This window comes from Bacillus sp. SH5-2, assembly GCF_008368905.1.
Lineage (GTDB): Bacteria > Bacillota > Bacilli > Bacillales > Bacillaceae_G > Bacillus_A > Bacillus_A luti.
The window spans coordinates 123850-141962 of record NZ_QOSD01000017.1; the positions used below are offsets into that span (position 1 = coordinate 123850).

General features: G+C 36.2%; 17 protein-coding genes. 6 read left to right on the top strand and 11 right to left on the bottom strand.

From position 1 onward, the window contains the following. Window positions 1-36 precede the first annotated feature (36 nt). Together DN410_RS13120 and DN410_RS13125 are read right to left on the bottom strand one after the other, a co-directional pair. On the bottom strand, window positions 37-1236 hold the full coding sequence (locus DN410_RS13120) for a cation:proton antiporter (protein WP_000380218.1): 1200 nt from the start codon (window positions 1234-1236) through the stop codon (window positions 37-39). Beyond that, window positions 1237-1734 carry a cation:proton antiporter regulatory subunit gene (locus DN410_RS13125; protein WP_149176839.1) on the bottom strand — a complete coding sequence of 166 codons (498 nt, stop codon included), beginning with the start codon at window positions 1732-1734 and terminating at the stop codon, window positions 1237-1239. A gap of 410 nt (window positions 1735-2144) precedes the next feature. On the opposite strand from DN410_RS13125, the gene DN410_RS13130 reads away from it, so the two are divergent. From DN410_RS13130 to DN410_RS13140, 3 genes are all read left to right on the top strand, one after another. Further along, window positions 2145-3578 carry an alanine/glycine:cation symporter family protein gene (locus DN410_RS13130; protein WP_149176840.1) on the top strand — a complete coding sequence of 478 codons (1434 nt, stop codon included), beginning with the start codon at window positions 2145-2147 and terminating at the stop codon, window positions 3576-3578. A 457-nt stretch (window positions 3579-4035) separates the two neighbouring features. Beyond that, window positions 4036-4476 carry a Dps family protein gene (locus tag DN410_RS13135; protein WP_149176841.1) on the top strand — a complete coding sequence of 147 codons (441 nt, stop codon included), beginning with the start codon at window positions 4036-4038 and terminating at the stop codon, window positions 4474-4476. A 452-nt stretch (window positions 4477-4928) separates the two neighbouring features. Continuing rightward, entirely contained in the window at window positions 4929-5126 is a 198-nt protein-coding gene (locus DN410_RS13140; protein ID WP_088232073.1) for a hypothetical protein, read from the top strand. Window positions 5127-5446: 320 nt separating this feature from the next. Here DN410_RS13140 and DN410_RS13150 read toward each other — a convergent pair whose 3' ends face one another. Both DN410_RS13150 and DN410_RS13155 read right to left on the bottom strand, forming a co-directional pair. After that, entirely contained in the window at window positions 5447-6802 is a 1356-nt protein-coding gene (locus DN410_RS13150) for an RNA-guided endonuclease TnpB family protein (RefSeq protein ID WP_149176842.1), read from the bottom strand. A gap of 404 nt (window positions 6803-7206) precedes the next feature. After that, the gene (locus tag DN410_RS13155) at window positions 7207-7785 is read right to left on the bottom strand and encodes an LOG family protein (RefSeq protein ID WP_048528219.1); all 579 of its coding nucleotides are present in this window, start codon (window positions 7783-7785) and stop codon (window positions 7207-7209) included. Window positions 7786-7858: 73 nt separating this feature from the next. Here DN410_RS13155 and DN410_RS13160 point away from each other — a divergent pair, with 73 nt between their 5' ends. Together DN410_RS13160 and DN410_RS13165 are read left to right on the top strand one after the other, a co-directional pair. Beyond that, window positions 7859-8182, top strand: coding sequence for a MazG nucleotide pyrophosphohydrolase domain-containing protein (locus DN410_RS13160; protein WP_000355748.1), 324 nt, complete (start codon window positions 7859-7861; stop codon window positions 8180-8182). 53 nt (window positions 8183-8235) lie between these two features. Next, window positions 8236-8742: a ferritin gene (locus tag DN410_RS13165; RefSeq protein ID WP_120459770.1), complete on the top strand. Its 507-nt coding sequence runs from the start codon at window positions 8236-8238 to the stop codon at window positions 8740-8742. A 26-nt stretch (window positions 8743-8768) separates the two neighbouring features. On the opposite strand, the gene DN410_RS28185 is transcribed toward DN410_RS13165, so the two are convergent. From DN410_RS28185 to DN410_RS13185, 5 genes are all read right to left on the bottom strand, one after another. Next, complete coding sequence (locus DN410_RS28185; RefSeq protein ID WP_370456811.1) at window positions 8769-8981, bottom strand: hypothetical protein; 213 nt, start codon at window positions 8979-8981, stop codon at window positions 8769-8771. 3 nt (window positions 8982-8984) lie between these two features. Then, window positions 8985-10166, bottom strand: coding sequence for a NupC/NupG family nucleoside CNT transporter (locus tag DN410_RS13170; protein ID WP_149176843.1), 1182 nt, complete (start codon window positions 10164-10166; stop codon window positions 8985-8987). Window positions 10167-10586: 420 nt separating this feature from the next. Further along, on the bottom strand, window positions 10587-11768 hold the full coding sequence (locus DN410_RS13175) for a NupC/NupG family nucleoside CNT transporter (RefSeq protein ID WP_149176844.1): 1182 nt from the start codon (window positions 11766-11768) through the stop codon (window positions 10587-10589). 282 nt (window positions 11769-12050) lie between these two features. Next, on the bottom strand, window positions 12051-13490 hold the full coding sequence (locus DN410_RS13180; RefSeq protein ID WP_149176845.1) for an alanine/glycine:cation symporter family protein: 1440 nt from the start codon (window positions 13488-13490) through the stop codon (window positions 12051-12053). Window positions 13491-13825: 335 nt separating this feature from the next. Further along, on the bottom strand, window positions 13826-15256 hold the full coding sequence (locus tag DN410_RS13185) for an alanine/glycine:cation symporter family protein (protein WP_149176846.1): 1431 nt from the start codon (window positions 15254-15256) through the stop codon (window positions 13826-13828). Window positions 15257-15539: 283 nt separating this feature from the next. Between DN410_RS13185 and DN410_RS13190 the strand changes: the two genes are divergently transcribed. Then, window positions 15540-16178 carry an NAD(P)-dependent oxidoreductase gene (locus tag DN410_RS13190; protein ID WP_149176847.1) on the top strand — a complete coding sequence of 213 codons (639 nt, stop codon included), beginning with the start codon at window positions 15540-15542 and terminating at the stop codon, window positions 16176-16178. A gap of 40 nt (window positions 16179-16218) precedes the next feature. On the opposite strand, the gene DN410_RS13195 is transcribed toward DN410_RS13190, so the two are convergent. Continuing rightward, window positions 16219-17145, bottom strand: a complete 927-nt coding sequence (locus DN410_RS13195; RefSeq protein ID WP_149176848.1) for a thioester domain-containing protein — start codon at window positions 17143-17145, stop codon at window positions 16219-16221. Window positions 17146-17258: 113 nt separating this feature from the next. Beyond that, window positions 17259-18098 carry an aldo/keto reductase gene (locus tag DN410_RS13200; protein ID WP_149176849.1) on the bottom strand — a complete coding sequence of 280 codons (840 nt, stop codon included), beginning with the start codon at window positions 18096-18098 and terminating at the stop codon, window positions 17259-17261. Window positions 18099-18113 lie beyond the last annotated feature (15 nt).

Genomic DNA, 18113 nt, shown 5'->3' on the forward strand with positions numbered 1-18113 from the left:
CAAGCAGGAAATATCTTGTACTTTTATTTTTTTAATTTAATTAGTCTTCGTATCCCACTTAAAGATTTTATTTAAAAATTTATATACATTCTTTGACTCTTTCGTCAAAAGTGGACCTAAGATGGATAGTATAAGCACGTATAGTGCTGAGAATGGTTTTAGTACTGACATTAAACCACCCGCTATTCCAATATTGGCCATAATAATAGAGAACTCTCCTCTTGAAACGATTGTTAATCCAATATTTGTTGATGCTTTATGAGATAATCCAGCTTGTCTCCCTGCAATCATTCCTGCTACAAAGTTTCCGATGATTGTAAGAAGGACAGCACCTAACGTTAACCATATCGCTCCGCCCAATGAGAACGGATCAATACTTAATCCGAAACTGAAGAAGAAAATAGCTCCGAAAAAGTCTCTAAATGGAACAACAAGATGCTCAATTCGATCACTATGCTCTGTCTCAGAGAAAACTAAACCTAAAAGAAGTGCTCCGATTGCTTCGGCAACGTGAATTGTTTCTGAGAAACCTGCAATAAAGAATAATGAAGCAAATACTACAATAATGAAAATTTCATCCGAACTAATATTGAGCAATTTATTTAATAATGGCGTAGCTTTTCTAGCCACAATAAAGAATAGAAGCATGTATCCTAAAGCAATTCCAATTGAAGTAAGGGCACCTAAGAAGGAAGCATGATCCCCAAGTACTAGGCCCGAAACTACTGATAAATACACAGCAAGGAATATATCTTCAAACATAATAATTCCTAAAATTAATTCGGTTTCATTATTACCAGTTCTTCTTAAATCCACTAATACTTTAGCAACAATAGCGCTAGAAGAAATCGTAATAATACCCGCAATAATCAAGATTTCAAGTAACGGGAAGCCCATTATAAATCCGTATAATAACCCGAGTGAAAAGTTAATTAAAATATAGATCGTTCCGCCAATCGCAATAGAACGTCCAGATTTAATTAGTTTTTTCATCGAAAATTCTAATCCTAGATAGAACAGAAGAAACAGAACGCCAATCCGTCCAAGGAAGGAAATGACACTTGCACTTTCAATAAACTTGAAATCGATCACACCTATTGTCGGCGCGTGTGGCCCCACTAACATCCCAAGAACAATTAAAAACGGAATTACTGAGAATTTAAACTTTCCAGCAATTACTGCCGCAATTGCAACTAATACTAACGCTGTACCAACTTCAAAAATTAACGTATCCATCTAGTCAGTCCCCCTATTCGAAAGTAACTCATTGATAATTTTTTTAATTTCTTCTCTCTCGCCTGAAACTACAAGCATATCGCCTTCCTCAATTGCTGTTTCTGGTCCTGGATTAAATAGCTTTTTCATATTCTTTTTCATAACTGCAATAATCGTTACGCTATATGTTTTTCTTATTTCAAGATCGCCGATTGTTTTTCCAATTGCTGGAGCTGCCTTCTCCACTTTAAACCACTCAATCGCTAAACCTTCAAAAACCATTTCAACATTTTCTAATGCTCTAGGCTTATATACCATTCCACCTAATATTGCTGCAATTTGTCTTGCCTCTGAGTCACGTAATGAAATACTTGAGATACTTTCTTCATGGTCTGAATCAAAATGATACATTTCTCTACGCCCATCATCATGAATAACAATTACCATCTTCTCGTTACCTTTCGTAACGATTTGAAATTTATAACCAATACCCGGAAGTTCACTTTCTCTAATATTCATATTTGGCTCCTCCACAACAATTTTTATTTGAATTTTCTGTTTTTCTGTCTTTTGTTCATCCAATCAACTTTAGAAACTCTAACCATTCAGGATACCTGTGATTTGGAAATCTTTTATTGTAATAATAAGTGGCTCCTAAAAAGATACTTACAGATGTAATGATAAAAAATATATTACTTCTCATTTTCAAACTCTTAAGGCTTACTTTCAATAAAGTTTCTTCTTTCAAATTATCCCCTCTTTCTCGCTTTAAATTTAGTTTTTTAAAATGTAAATAATTCTAAAAATATTACGATGTAACATAATCATAACACAAAACACATTTAAGTAACATAATTTTTTAGAAAAATTGATTCTCGTATATTTTTTGCATATAATTTTCTTATTACGGAAAAAAGGAAGTGTATTATATGGTTGATATCTTTAGCAGATTCCTTGAGGTAACGAATAATATTTTATGGTCATATATTCTTATTGCAATGCTAATCGGCTTCGGTCTTTATTTCTCTTTTAAATTAAAATTTGTCCAAATTACTCATTTCGGTGAGATGGTCGGTTTAATTAGTAAAGGATTTAATCGAAAAGAAAAAAAGAAAGATAGCATCTCCCCGTTTCAAGCATTTTGCTTAAGTGCAGCAGCACGTATCGGTATCGGAAACTTAGCTGGTGTAGCATTAGCCATTTCAATGGGTGGACCTGGCGCAGTATTTTGGATGTGGTTTATCGCCATCCTTGGAGCAGCTACTAGTTTCGTAGAATGTACGCTCGCGCAAATATATAAAGTAAAAGATGGAAGCAGATTCCGTGGTGGACCAGCATATTACATGGAAAAAGGATTAAACAAACGCTGGATGGGTGTTTGGTTCTCACTTCTTATTACAGTTGCGTACGGATTAATTTTCAATTCTGTACAAGCAAACACGGTAACAATAGCATTTGAAAATGCTTTTGGACTAGAGCGAACGATCGTAGGAGCTCTATTAGCTTTATTAGTTGCAGTTATTATTTTTGGTGGTATCAAGAGCATTTCACGTATTACGGAAATGATTGTTCCTCCAATGGCAATCGTTTATATTGGTGTGGCTATTTTTGTCGTGATTAACAACTTCACTATGCTACCAAGCATTTTTACAGAAATATTTAACAGCGCATTCGGTTTAGACCAAGCCGTTGCTGGTGGTATTGGAGCAGCAATCAAGTTCGGAATTCAGCGCGGTTTATTCGCGACAGAAGCAGGTATGGGGAGCTCTCCTAATGCAGCAGCAACATCAGATGTATCTCACCCTGTAAAACAAGGACTTGTTCAAGCATTAGGTGTTTTCGTAGATACATTCTTAGTATGTACATCAACAGCATTTATCGTATTATGTTCTGGACTTTACAAAGGATCAAACTTACAAGGAATTGAATTAACACAACAAGCATTAAGTTCACAAATTGGACCGTGGGCAAGTACTTTCTTAGCTATTATTATTTTCCTATTCGCTTTCAGTTCCTTACTAGGAAACTACTATTATGGTGAAACAAATATCGCATTCATTAAAGAAAGCAAGACTTGGTTAATGATTTATCGCATTGCAGTTGTCGGAATGGTATTCTTCGGATCCATCGCTGCCCTTCAAACTGTTTGGAGCTTAGCTGATTTATTCATGGGACTAATGGTATTCACAAACTTAATTGCCATCTCATTCCTAAGCAAGTTCGCCTATGCAGCATTAGTAGACTATATTAAGCAAAAGAAACAAGGAAAAGATCCTGTTTTCGTTGCAAGTTCTATCCCTGGCTTACAGAATACAGAGTGCTGGGATGGACAGGATGTAGAAGAAAAACAAAAGGCTGTTTAACAAATAAAAGCGGAAGCGGCTCGTTCAGAATCGCAGGACATTGGAGCTCTCGACCTTGAAGCGCTTTTTGCTTCGAGCGAGAGAGCGAAATGACCGGAGATTCTAGCCGCTGGAGCTGGATATCACTAAAAGCGGAGGTGACTTGCTCAGAACTGGAGGTCATTGGAGCTCCTGACGAAGAGGCGCTTTTTGCCTCACAGGAGGGCGCGAAATGACCGACTGTTCTAGTCACCGGAGCTGGATATCACTAAAAGCGGAAGCGGCTCGTTCAAAACAAGAGCCATATCTCAAACAAAATCCCTATTACTTCAACGTAATAGGGATTTTTATTTACCACAGTTCATAATTTGTTCAAAATAATTCCAGCAAAAGGGTTGATTTATACAGATTACTAGATTATAATAATTATAAATTAGTAATTGATATCACATAACAACTCAAAAGGAGATTGATCATAATGAATAAACAAGTAATCGAAGTATTAAACAAACAAGTAGCAGACTGGAGCGTTTTATTCACAAAACTACACAACTTCCATTGGTACGTAAAAGGACCTCAATTCTTCACGTTACATGAAAAATTCGAAGAACTTTACACAGAATCAGCTACTCACATCGATGAAATTGCAGAACGCATTTTAGCAATTGGCGGCAAACCAGTAGCAACAATGAAAGAATACTTAGAAATATCTTCTATTCAAGAAGCAGCATACGGAGAAACTGCAGAAGGGATGGTCGAATCAATCATGAAAGACTATGAAATGATGCTAGTCGAACTGAAAAAAGGCATGGAAATCGCTCAAAACTCTGACGACGAAATGACATCTGACCTACTACTAGGAATCTACACAGAACTAGAAAAACACGCTTGGATGCTACGTGCTTTCTTGAATCAATAATAGATTTTAAAGCGGAAGCGGCTCGCTCAGAACAGGAGGGTGTTGGAACTCCTGATTACGAGGCGCTTTTTGCCTCGAATGAAGGAGTGAAACAACCGACTGTTCTAGCCGCTGGAGCTGGATAATACTTAAAAGCAGAAGCGGCTCGTTCAGAGTCGCTTTTTTCTATGAAGCGATCGTCCCATGCTGATACATGAAATTTATATCAGCGATTTTCTAGTTATATCGGCGATTGCATCAATATATCAGCGATTTTCTAATTATATCAGCGATTTTTCCAATATATCGACTTACCGACAAATCACGACAATAATAGCCCCCCTCTCCTCTACTCTTATCAATATATTACAATGCCGTTTATGTTAAAATATAGGAAACACCCTTTAGTAAAATAGATCCAAAAAGCTTTTCCATATTCATCATTTACTACTTAAATGGCGGGAGTGGTTCAGTTGAAAGACTACTTAATTAGAGCATTTTTTGCGTTAATAACAGTTGGGATTGTCTTACTTATAGCTAATATTTTCAATATAAACGTCGCGGTTAAAGACTATGCTTTCCTCGTGGTTGTAGCAATTGGTGGCGGCTGGGGTGGCTGGTACCTATATAAAAAACAAAGTAATCAAAATGATAAAGGCATTCCAAAGTAATATGGAATGCCTTCTTTTTATTGCCGTCTATAGTCAACTACCCCCACTGAGATAAAGCCTTTCAGTGGGGGCTTGAGTTCGAACGCTAGGTCTTTTCGTCTATCGCTAGACAGTTTGACGCTCTAGCATTCATGCCACCCTATGGTAACACCCCAAGTATGCTTTTGGTTGGTACTGGCAACGAACAATTATTTTCCCACTTGCACCACCCTTTCGAAAAAGAGCAGTTCTTCCTTTTGGAAGAAACCACCACTCAGATGAATCCGGCGTGTGCTACAAGCCCCGACAAGTCGAGTACACATGGATGGTTGACGCACCCACTAAGCTATGCGCGAAGCAACAGCCTTACGTTTTTGTACTTCTAATAGAAGCGGCGTTTTCACTCTAAGATTGTCATCCCATTCTACAACTCTTGATTTTTGCAATGTATTCAGCGCACCATTAATATCCGCATGAATACATGTTCCTGCTTTACTTTGGTACAGACCACGCGTGATTCGTTTGCCACTAAAGCGATACTGCGTCCTATCATCCTTAGACCAAACTGGCACCGGATCTTTATCAAGAAAACTAGCTTTTGAAGTATAGCTTTCTTCTTGTTTCAAAAAACGGATGCCTTCTTTTACACATTTATTCTCAATTGCTGCAATCAGTTTATGAAATGGGATTTGCACAAATGTTTGATTACTCTTTTTCCCCATATCAGATTTTTGTTTCCAACCCGTGTTATACCCTACAACAATCGTATCTATATCGAATTCTTTCACTTTTTTGAACAACAAGCCTACCGTTTGTGAAATGTAACCATTGATTTGTTTTTCTCGTTTATGCCAAAGTGCAGCCATTTGATTCGTTACAACACGTTTAGAAATTCCATTCTCCATATTTTTCTGTTGCAGATTACGTATCGTTTTGTTGAAGTATTGGTTAATGGATTTTAATTTTTTTCCATCAATTAAGAACGTATCACCTGTATTCGTTGCGCAACTTACTAATCTATCTACACCTAAATCGCAACTCAAAGCGTTACTAGTAGTCGTGGATTGTTTCTTCATTTGAGAAACGTGCATGTCATATGTGTAATGCACCTCAAAGAACCGACCTTTTTGCTTCGGTACAATCTCAATATAGGAGATTTTTTTATTTCTTAAGTTTTTAGGCATACGTATTTGAATAGAACCAAATTTTTTTCTGAATGCAACATTCATCGGAATGATCCAATATCCGTTCTCATCCACTTTTGGCACTTGATAGATTTCAATAATTCGTTTGTCAGTTGAACGAGAATAATTTGGAAACTTCGGACGACCTGTGAACTTCTCAGGATTTTTCTTCCACTGTTCCAACGCCTTAAAAAAGCTCTTCACTTCTGTAAATAAGGCTCTTCGAATCGCTTGAACAGAGTTTGATTGAACACCCCAGTAGTTCATATCAGCTTGCATGGCAGTGTCCACTTCTTTTACAGTAGCTATTTTGTTATTGTTCAAGTAACTTTGTTTAATCGTGTACAATCCAACATTTCGTAACGCTTTTGAACTATGCGACATGTGTTGCAATAAACGAAATTCTTTAGCTGTGAGACAAGCTCGTCCGATATTCTGTTTCTGCGTGAATCGTTGTATGTTTTCTCTTTTCTTTTGTTTACGTAATACTTTCACCGCTTTCTTTCTAGCCATTGTTTTCACCACCTTTCTTAGAGAGTTCATTACAATTATTTCTTTCCTAAAATCGTTTTTTCTTAGGAAAGAAATAATTTTGTAACTGTTAATTACTTTTGACAAATCAATATTTAGGACGGAACAAAATGGGAACATGGTCTTCATCATAATTCCTTTTGGTTCAAGCAAACAAATGATTATGATTATCATTATTCAATTTCGTTTTCCTACGATATATTCCCTCCTTATCTAAGGCAGATTATATAGTAAGACAAAAGAAACCAAATTGTTTCGTCTACCTGTTGACGGCAATTCATCTCCACCTGAATTGTTAGGTTTCACCCGTAACACAAATCAGATGGAGTCTTCTTGCCGAAAAGGATAAAATGACATGTGTTTCCAAAAATCCCTATAAGATTGTATTATGATAGCTGTTTCCACTTCGTTCCTAAAACAGGGCGCTCATAATTTTGTATTTCATGAATTAGTTTATCTGCCGTCTCAGCTGAAACAATCAACTCTTTATTTGATGGATTCATAAATCCCTCTTCCGCTGCACGTTCCACCATTTGCAGGATTGGTCCATAGAAGTCTTTAATATTTAATAAACCAACTGGCTTATTATGTATACCAATTTGTGACCAACATACTACTTCAAATAGCTCTTCAAATGTTCCATATCCGCCTGGTAATGCAATAAAAGCATCCGCAAGTTCTGCCATTTTCGCTTTACGCTCATGCATTGTTTCTACTTCAATTAGTTCTGTTAATCCTGTATGTACAATCTCTCCTCGGAATAGACCGCGCGGCATAACACCTGTTACACGTCCACCTAAACGAAGAACTTCGTTTGCTACTTCTCCCATTAATCCGACGCATGAACCACCGTATACAAGCTCATAATCGTTCTCAACAAACATTTTCCCTAACGCTATTGCCTGCTCTTTAAATTCTGGTCTCTCCCCTAAATTGGAACCTGCAAACACACAAATCTTTCTCATCCCTACACCCCAAAACTATATATTGTTATGATACAATTGACATTGTACAACATATTGAGGAGATGAGGAAGAATTGGATATCGTTGCATTTCAAAGATGGGTTGAGGAATTTTACGAAAAACGAAGCTGGTCACAGTATAATGCCTTTATTCGCTTAAATTTCTTAACCGAGGAAGTTGGAGAAGTTTCACGCGTCGTTCGCGCTATTGAAATCGGTCGCGATCGTCCTGATGAAGACGCGAAAACGGAAGAAGAACTAAAACAAGAGCTAAAAGAAGAACTTGGTGATGTACTATCTAACCTTATTATTCTTTCGCAAAAATATGATTTAGACCTGCAAGACATTATGGACGCACACGTCACAAAGCTTTCGAAAAGGTTCGAGACATCCAAATGAGAATATTATCAATTATGGTATAATATTCTTGTCACAATAATAAGGGGGATTTTATGTTATCTAAAAAATTGCACGACGCATTAAATGAACAAATGAACTTTGAATTTTACTCAGCCCACGCTTATATGGCAATGGCTGCTTACTGTACAGCGGAAAGCTATGATGGATTCGCTAACTTTTTCCTTGTACAAGCTGAAGAAGAACGTTTCCACGCAATGAAACTTTACAACTACATTAATGACCGCGGCGAGCGTGCTATTATTACGGGATTTAATAATCCGAATAATGAATATGAATCTGTACTGAACGCTTTTGAAGTGGCACTTGAGCACGAGCGTGAAGTAACGAAACGCATTTACAACCTATCTGATATCGCTTGGGATGAGCGTGAACACGCAACAATTACATTCTTAAAATGGTTCGTCGATGAGCAAGTAGAAGAAGAAGCTTCATTCGATAGCATCATTCAAAAATTAAAACGTATTACAAGCGATTCAAACGCATTATTTATGCTAGACGCTGAATTAGAGAAACGTACATTTACGCCTCCAGCTGAGTAGTATTTCAATCACCTTAATGAATGGTATTAAGGTGATTTTTTAATTTGTTCTTTTCTAAACTCAATAACCTTAGCCACATTCTTCTTATAAAGCCCTGCAACCTTTTCAACAAAGTCACTATTAGTAAAAGTCCCCTCTCCTTCTTCTACTATGCTTATTCCCCTCTCTGCATTATTTATCATCCAAAAACAAAAAAGCCGTTCATCCTCTAAGTGAGAGATAAACGACTTCTTTATTATTTATTAAAGCATAACCCCAACGATAATCGCTGATAATATACTTACTAACGTTGCACCGTATACAAGTTTTAGTCCGAATGATGATACAACGTTTGCTTGTTTGCCATCAATACTCTTCGTTGCACCTGCGATAATTCCGATTGATGAGAAGTTCGCAAATGATACAAGGAAGATAGATAAAATACCCACTGTACGAGCTGATAAATCTCCAGCTACTTTACCAAGGTCAAGCATTGCAACGAATTCGTTCGTTACTAATTTCGTTGCCATAATTTGTCCTGCTGTTAGCATCTCTGATGTTGGAATACCCATTACGAATGCTAATGGTGAGAATACATATCCTAAAATGCTTTGGAATGTGATTCCGAAAATTGAATCGAATACACCGTTAATTGCTGTAATTAATGCTACGAAACCGATTAACATCGCCGCTACTGTTACAGCGATAGAGAAACCAAGCATAATATATTCGCCTAACATTTCAAAGAATGTTTGTTTCTTATCTTCTTGTAATTCTAAAATATCGTCTTCTTCTTTTACTTCATATGGATTAATGATATGAACGATAATGAATCCACTGAATAAGTTTAGTACAAGTGCTGTTACTACATATTTTGGATCAATCATTTTCATATAAGAACCGACGATTGACATCGATACTGTAGACATTGAAGATGCACAAAGTGTGTATAAACGATTTTTCGGTAATTTGCTTAATTGATCTTTTACTGTAATGAATACTTCACCTTGACCAACAATTGCAGCTGCTACTGCATTATATGATTCTAGTTTTCCTAAACCGTTAACTTTACTTAATAGGAAGCCGACTGCACGAATGATAATCGGTAAAACTTTAATGTGTTGCAGAATTCCGATTAATACTGCTAAGAAAATAATTGGTAATAATACTGTTAAGAAGAATGGTGCTTGTCCATCGTTTGCTAGACCACCAAATACGAAATTAACCCCTGCTTCCGCAAATTTTAAAATAGCGCCAAACCCATCTGCAATCCCTTTTACTAATACAAATCCGACCTTTGTATTTAGTAAGAAGTATGCAAGTACCAATTGAATAACAAGCATAAGTGCAATTGGTTTATATTTAATTTTCTTACGATCTGAACTGATAAGGAACCCTAGTACAAATACTACAAGTAAACCGACTAGAAACATTACGAACTTCATATGTGAATCCTCCACTTCTCCCACGAGTTATTGGTCGTATAACGTATAACGAATGACGTCTGACCATTGATGTTAAAAAAATTTAAAACCCCTAAATACTATTCAACTGTTATCTAAAATCAGTAAGCGTTTACATAAATTGCAATTTATAAAAGGTAGCCTCTTCTCTCCTACCATACTTGAAAGTCTGAAATTGATACCACCTACAAATCAAATTGTAAGCGTTATCTAACTGAAATGCAATATAAATTTTAAAAGATTTTCATATGTTAATATATTCCTAATTAATTGGTTTTTATATGTAAATTTCCCATAAAAATAGCCCTAGCTTTGAGCTAGGACCATCCTTTTTTTTTACCCCGATTGGTGAAGGCTAATAATCAGCGGGGGATAAAGCCCCCCACTGATTAAAGTTTCACTTTATAACATAACACCAACGATAATCGCTGATAGAATACTTACTAATGTCGCACCGTATACAAGACGTAAACCGAATGATGATACAACATTTGATTGGTTTTCATCGATACCTTTCGTTGCACCTGCGATAATTCCGATAGATGAGAAGTTCGCAAATGATACAAGGAATACAGAAAGAATACCTACTGTACGAGCTGATAAATCACCAGCTACTTTTCCAAGATCAAGCATCGCAACAAATTCGTTTGATACTAATTTTGTTGCCATAATTTGTCCCGCTGTTACCATCTCTGCTTGCGGGATACCCATTACGAATGCTAATGGTGAGAAAATATATCCTAAAATAGCTTGGAATGTAATACCGAAAACTGAATCAAACAAGCTATTGATTGCTGTAATTAATGCTACGAAACCAAGTAACATCGCTGCTACTGTAATTGCAATCGTGAAACCAAGCATAATATATTCACTTAACATCTCAAAGAATGATTGTTTTTTCTTATTTTCTAATTTCAGTGTATCTTCTTCTTCTGTAATATCGTACGGGTTAATAATATGAATAATAATGAAACCACTAAATAAATTTAATACAAGTGCTGTTACTACATATTTTGGTTCGATCATTTTCATGTAAGAACCGACGATTGACATCGATACTGTCGACATGGAAGATGCACATAATGTATATAAACGATGTTTTGGGATTTTACTTAATTGATCTTTTACTGTAATAAATACTTCTGCTTGTCCAACAATGGCAGCTGCTACTGCGTTATATGATTCTAGTTTTCCTAGGCCATTTACTTTACTTAACAAAGTACCAATAGCACGAATGAATATCGGTAAAATTTTAAAGTGCTGTAGAATTCCGATTAAAACGGCAAAGAATACGATTGGCAATAACGCTGTTAAGAAGAATGAAACCTCTCCTTTATTAACAAGGCCGCCAAATACGAAAACGATTCCAGATTCCGCATATCCAAGAAGTGCTCCAAATCCATCTGAAATTCCTTTTACTAAAATATAACCAATTGGCGTATTTAATAAGAAATAAGATAATGCTAGCTGAATAACAAGCATAATCGCGATTGGTTTATACTTAATCTTCTTACGATCAGAACTTATAAGAAAACCGAGTACGAATACAACAAGTAATCCTACAAGAAACATAACAAACTTCATTAATAAAATCCTCCATTTAACTCTTCATTAACGTTGAACGTCTGACCACTTAAAACAAGAAATAATCCGAACTTTCCATTCCTCCTCCAAAACCTTCAATTGGATGTGAAAAGTGATAAAATCTCTTGTCTCAAAGGCATTTTCCATTCTAACACAAATCCCAACTCATATCCTCTCTTTTCTAAAAAAAATTACATTTTATTATAAAACCTTCATTAATGTTCGTCTTTTTCATTATACAATAAAAAAATGAGCACCAAGTTTCACTTGATGCTCACCTCATTATACAGCTTTTTCTTTATCAGCTACTGGCTTATCCCAGCACTCTGTATTGTTCAATCCTGGAATAGACTCTGCATAAAATACTGGATCTTTTCCTTGTTTCTTTTGTTTAATATAATCTGATAACGCTGCGAAAGCGTACTTAGAAAGGAATACAATCGCTACTAAGTTAATAACAGCCATAATACCCATGAATAAATCTGCTAAATCCCAAACAATTTGAATTGTTGCTACAGAACCTAACATAACCATACCAAGTACAGCAATGCGGTATGCATTTAATAACACTTTACTTCCATTTAAGAATTCAATATTTGTTTCACCATAGTAGTAGTTACCTACTAATGAACTAAATGCAAACAAGAAGATCGCAACTGCTACAAATATAGATGCCCACGGTCCGATATGTTGACTTAACGCTTGTTGCGTTAATTGAATTCCATTTAAATCAGCAGCATTATGCACATCTGATAGAAGAATGATAAATGCTGTACAACTACAAATTAATAATGTATCTGTAAATACCCCTAAAGTTTGAATGAAACCTTGTTTAACTGGATGCGTTACGTTTGCAGTCGCTGCTGCGTTCGGCGCACTACCCATACCAGCTTCATTTGAGAATAATCCGCGTTTTACCCCTAATAAAATCGCAGCTCCCAATCCTCCGCCTACTACTTCTTTAATTCCGAAAGCATGTAAGAAAATTTCTTTAAATACATACGGAATCGCCGTAATGTTTGTTACTACAACGAATAACGCTACTGCTACATAAATAATTGCCATTACTGGAACAATCATTTCAACCGCACGTGCAATTCGCTTTACCCCGCCAAAAATAATAACTGCTAGTAAACCAGCCATTACAAGACCTACTAATCTACTATCTGTTTTGAATGCCCCATCAAAAGCAGCCGCTACAGTATTAGACTGTACAGCGTTAAAAATTAATCCGAAACTTACTGTTATTAAAACAGAGAAAATAGCTCCAAGCCAGCGCTTATTTAAACCCTTTTCCATATAATAAGCTGGGCCACCACGGAAAGCATTCCCATCTTTTACTTTATAAATTTGTGCTAATGTGCTCTCTACAAATGCAGAAGCACCCCCAATTACCGCGATTAACCACATCCAAAATACTGCTCCTGGTCCACCTGCTGAGATTGCGATAGCTACACCAGCTAAGTTACCAGTACCTACACGAGAAGCTGTACTCATACAAAAAGCCTGGAACGATGATACACCACTCTTCTCTTTTTGTGCTTTCCTCGTTTTCGAACTTGCCCCATCCCCAAGCAATCGAATCATTTCACCGAAGTAACGAACTTGGACAAATTTCACACGAAACGAAAAGTAAAGTCCTAACCCAATTAACATCGCAATAATGATATATGACCAAAGGACATTATTTATATCCCCAATTACCTTAGCTAAAAAATCCATAATTGCATTGCCCCCTCTTCCTAACAATAAGAAAATTATATTCTAAAAACTCTTAGCAATCAAGAACTTTATGTTAGGTTTTCTAACATAAACGCGTTAAATCAATTAACATGAGTGCTTTTTTCACGTAAAACTATAACCAGTACGTGCATTTATCCAATAATCAATCACTCATCCTATGCGACCAGTCATACTTTTAAGACAGTACGTTCCCTACAAATAACAAGAGGGATGAACAAACAAAAATTATATTAATAATCACCTCTCACTCTTTTCATCATTTACTACAACAAAAAAAGGCGAGCACCGAATTCATCTCGATGCTCGCCTTTTCATTACACTGCTTTTTCTTTATCCGTTACCGCTGACTTATCCCAACACTCTGTATTTGTTAAACCAGGAATAGAATCTGCACTGAAGACTGGATCTTTTCCTTGTTTCTTTTGCCTTACATAGTCTGCCAATGCAGCATACGCAAATCGACCAAGAAGTGTAATCGCAATTAAGTTTGTGATTACCATTAGACCCATAAATAAATCCGCCATATTCCATACAACTTGAAGCGTCGCAACAGAACCGAATAATACCATTGCAACTACCGCAATACGGTAAATTGTTAACCAAGTTTTACTTTGTTTAATGAATTCGATATTCGTTTCACCATAATAGTAGTTTCCTAGAAGCGAACTGAAAGCAAATAAGAAAATGATGATCGCTAAGAAGCTACTTGCCCATGGGCCAATTTGTGAACTTAATGCATTTTGTGTTAGTTCAATACCTTCTAAATTCGTTGCTTTATATGCACCAGAACACAGTACGATAAATGCTGTTGATGTACATACTAAGAATGTATCTACTAACACTCCAATTGTTTGAATAAAACCTTGTTTCGCTGGATGCGTTACATCAGCTGTCGCTGCCGCGTTCGGCGCACTACCCATACCCGCTTCGTTCGCGAATAATCCACGTTGAATACCATATTTCATCGCAGCACCGATACCGCCACCTACAGCTGAATCTAAACCGAATGCACCTTTAAAGATTTCCGTAAACACATCTGGTATTAAATAGAAGTTTTTAATGACAACAAAAATAGCTACCGCAATATAAATAAGCGCCATTGGCGGAACAATCATTTCCGACATACGTGCAATACTTTTTACACCACCAAAAATAATAACCGCAACTAATGCAGCTAATGCAATTCCGACAATATAACGCTCTAAACCAAATGCATTTTCAAACGCTAATGTTACTGTATTCGCTTGTACTGAGTTAAAAATTAAACCGTAACTAACTGTAATAAGGATAGAGAACCAAATTCCCATCCAACGTTTATTTAAACCTTTTTCCATATAATAAGCAGGACCACCACGGAAGCCACTGCCATCTTTTACTTTATAAATTTGGGCAAGCGTACTTTCCACGAAACTTGAAGACGCTCCGATAATCGCAATAACCCACATCCAAAATACTGCGCCAGGTCCTCCCATAGAAATAGCTAACGCTACACCGGCTAAGTTCCCGATCCCAATACGAGCTGCTGAACTCATACAAAATGCTTGGAAAGAAGATACACTACCTTTTTTACGCGTCTTTCCAGTTAATCCATCACTCATTAATCGAACCATTTCCCCTAAATGAGTAAGTTGTACGAATTTCAATTTAATAGAAAAATAAAGTCCTAAACCAATTAACATTGCAATAAGAATATATGACCAAAGAATCGTATTCGTTGATGAAACGAATTGTTCTAAAATATTCATACAATTAACCCCTCCTTTTCTCCATAAATCGAATTATATTTAAAAAATATTTAAAAATCAACATTTTTCGACAACTTTCGATTTCCAAATATTAGAGGTTTCATGATTCTCCTTTTTAGCAAATGTACATACTAAAACAAAAAACAAATTCCTAAACAACCCCATTGACAAAAACGCTAACCTGTAACTATAATGATTACATCAAGTTGTAACAAACTTAATTACAATACATTCATTTACTTTCAGATATACACTTTAACAAAACACTTTGGAGGGATTTATTATGAAGATTGGAATCATCGGGGCAAATGGTAAAGCAGGAAGTCGCATTTTAAAAGAAGCATTAGATCGCGGACATGAAGTAACTGCAATCGTAAGAGACGCTGCAAAAATCACAGAAGAGAATGTACAAGTTTTAGAGAAAGATGTATTCTCTCTTACATCTAACGACCTACAAGCGTTTGACGTAGTTGTAAATGCATTTGGCGCTCCAGCAGGACAAGAACATCTTCACGTAGAGGCAGGAAATGTATTAATTGAAGCTATGAAAGGTGCACCTAATACGAAATTACTTGTAGTCGGCGGCGCTGGTAGTTTATTTGTAGACGAAGAGAAAACAACACGTGTATTTGATACACCAGGATTCCCGGGCGAATACCTTGCAACTGCTCAAAACCAAGGTAAAAACTTAGAAATCTTACAACAAACAAATGACATCACTTGGACATTCATCAGCCCTTCTGCACTATTCGCATTAGGAAAACGCACTGGCTCTTATACAGCTGGTAAAGACAATCTTCTTGTTAACTCAAAAGGTGATAGCTACGTAAGTTATGAAGACTTCGCAGTAGCAGCACTTGATGAAATCGAAAATCCAAAACATGTAAACGAACGCTTCACAGTAGTTTCTGAAGCTGAGTAATAAAAAAGCTCGTAAACACTATGTTTACGAGCTTTTTTCATCATCTGTTATATTGATTCGGTTTATGTGGTTCATTTGGTGTATAGGGTTTATTTGGTTTATTATCATGACCATTTCCTTTTTTCCAATTCACTGATAACTCCGGACTTGTTTCTTCTTCACTACGCTCAAGTAATACAACTGCATTTTGAATTGTTGGTGTACCTTTATGTGCAATCCCTTGTAGCTTCGTTAATTTCCCGATTACTTTAAAGCTAAATCCACCAGCTGGTGTTTGTTTTGGAATTAAAATGCGGAATTTTTCTCCTACATTAAATTCTGTTTTTGATTCGCCTTTTTCATTTACAAACTTCGCTCCTTGTGGTGCACCAGTTGCTTGAACCTTATACGTACCACTTTTTGCATTTGTTTCTACTGTATATAGACCTGTTTCAAAGAAATCATTTTTCAATACTGCTTGTTGTTCTTCTGTAGGAGTTACACTCATCGTAATTTCTTGCAATTCTTCACTAGCGCTTGCTTTTGCAACGATATCTTTCGTTACCTTTTCTACATTTTTATTACGGAAGTCTAAATCATTAATATCGATTTGTTTTAACGCATTCCATACTGCAAGCTGCGTTGCATAATGTGCTTCTCTCCAATCAGAAACACCCAATTCTTGCGGACTCTTTTGTGGATATCCATTTAATAATACACGGTATACATTAATATCCACCTTCCCCATTTCCGGTAAATCTTGACCGCTTGGAGATTTCAGATCTACATTTAAGCAAAAAGCAATTTTGCCATCTGCCGTTTTAATAAGCTCTGTTCGGATTGGTTTCTTCTTGGACTTACTATAACTCCAATCCATTTGATACTTTGTATGGTCCATAACTTCTGCGAATGCTTTTTGAAGTGGGAATAACACAAATAAAACACTTAAAAACATAGCTAAAAGTTTGAACGATTGCTTTATATTCATGTTCACAGCCCCTTAATAACAAACTTAATACTAAGTAGTATTTAATTAGAAAATATTTTTATACACAAAAAAAGAGTGCATAAAAGCACTCTTTTTTCTTTCTTACTTTAATCTTAGAAATCGAAGTTATCAGGATCTGGACCAACGCGGTGATTTTGGTTTAATGCATCGATTTTTTCCATATCCTCTTTCGTTAATTCAAAATTAAATACATCAGCGTTTGCAATAATGCGGTGTTCTTTCGTTGATTTTGGAATTGTGATTACTCCATTTTGAAGATCCCAACGTAAAATAACTTGTGCTGTTGTTTTACCGTGTTTCTCAGCAATTGCTTGTAATGTTTCGTTATCTAATAATTGACCTTGCATTAGTGGTGACCATGCTTCCATTTGAATACCTTGTTCTTTACAGAAAGCTTGTACTTCTTTTTGTGTTAAACGAGGGTGGTATTCTACTTGGTTAATCATTGGCTTAATTTCTGCATCTTTTATTACATCTTGTAAGTGATGTACTTGGAAGTTACTTACACCAATTGCACGTACGCGCTTTTCTTTATAAAGTGTTTCTAACGCTCTCCATGTATCTTTATATTTTCCTTCTACAGGCCAGTGAACAAGATATAGATCTAAATAATCTAGTTCTAATTTTTTTAAGCTTTCTTCGTATGCAGCAATTGTTGCTTCATATCCTTGATCTGCGTTCCATACTTTTGAAGTGATGAATAAATCTTCTCTTGAAATACCAGTTGCTTCGATACCTGCACGAATTCCTTCACCTACAGCTTTTTCATTTCCGTAAATTGCAGCTGTATCGATGCTGCGGTATCCTGCTTTAATCGCTGCTTTTACAGCTTCTACAAGTTCTGGTCCTTCTTCTACTTTAAATACACCTAAACCGAACCAAGGCATTTCTACACCATTATTTAATACTGCTTGACTTTGTAAGTTTTTCATTTTATTTTCTCTCCT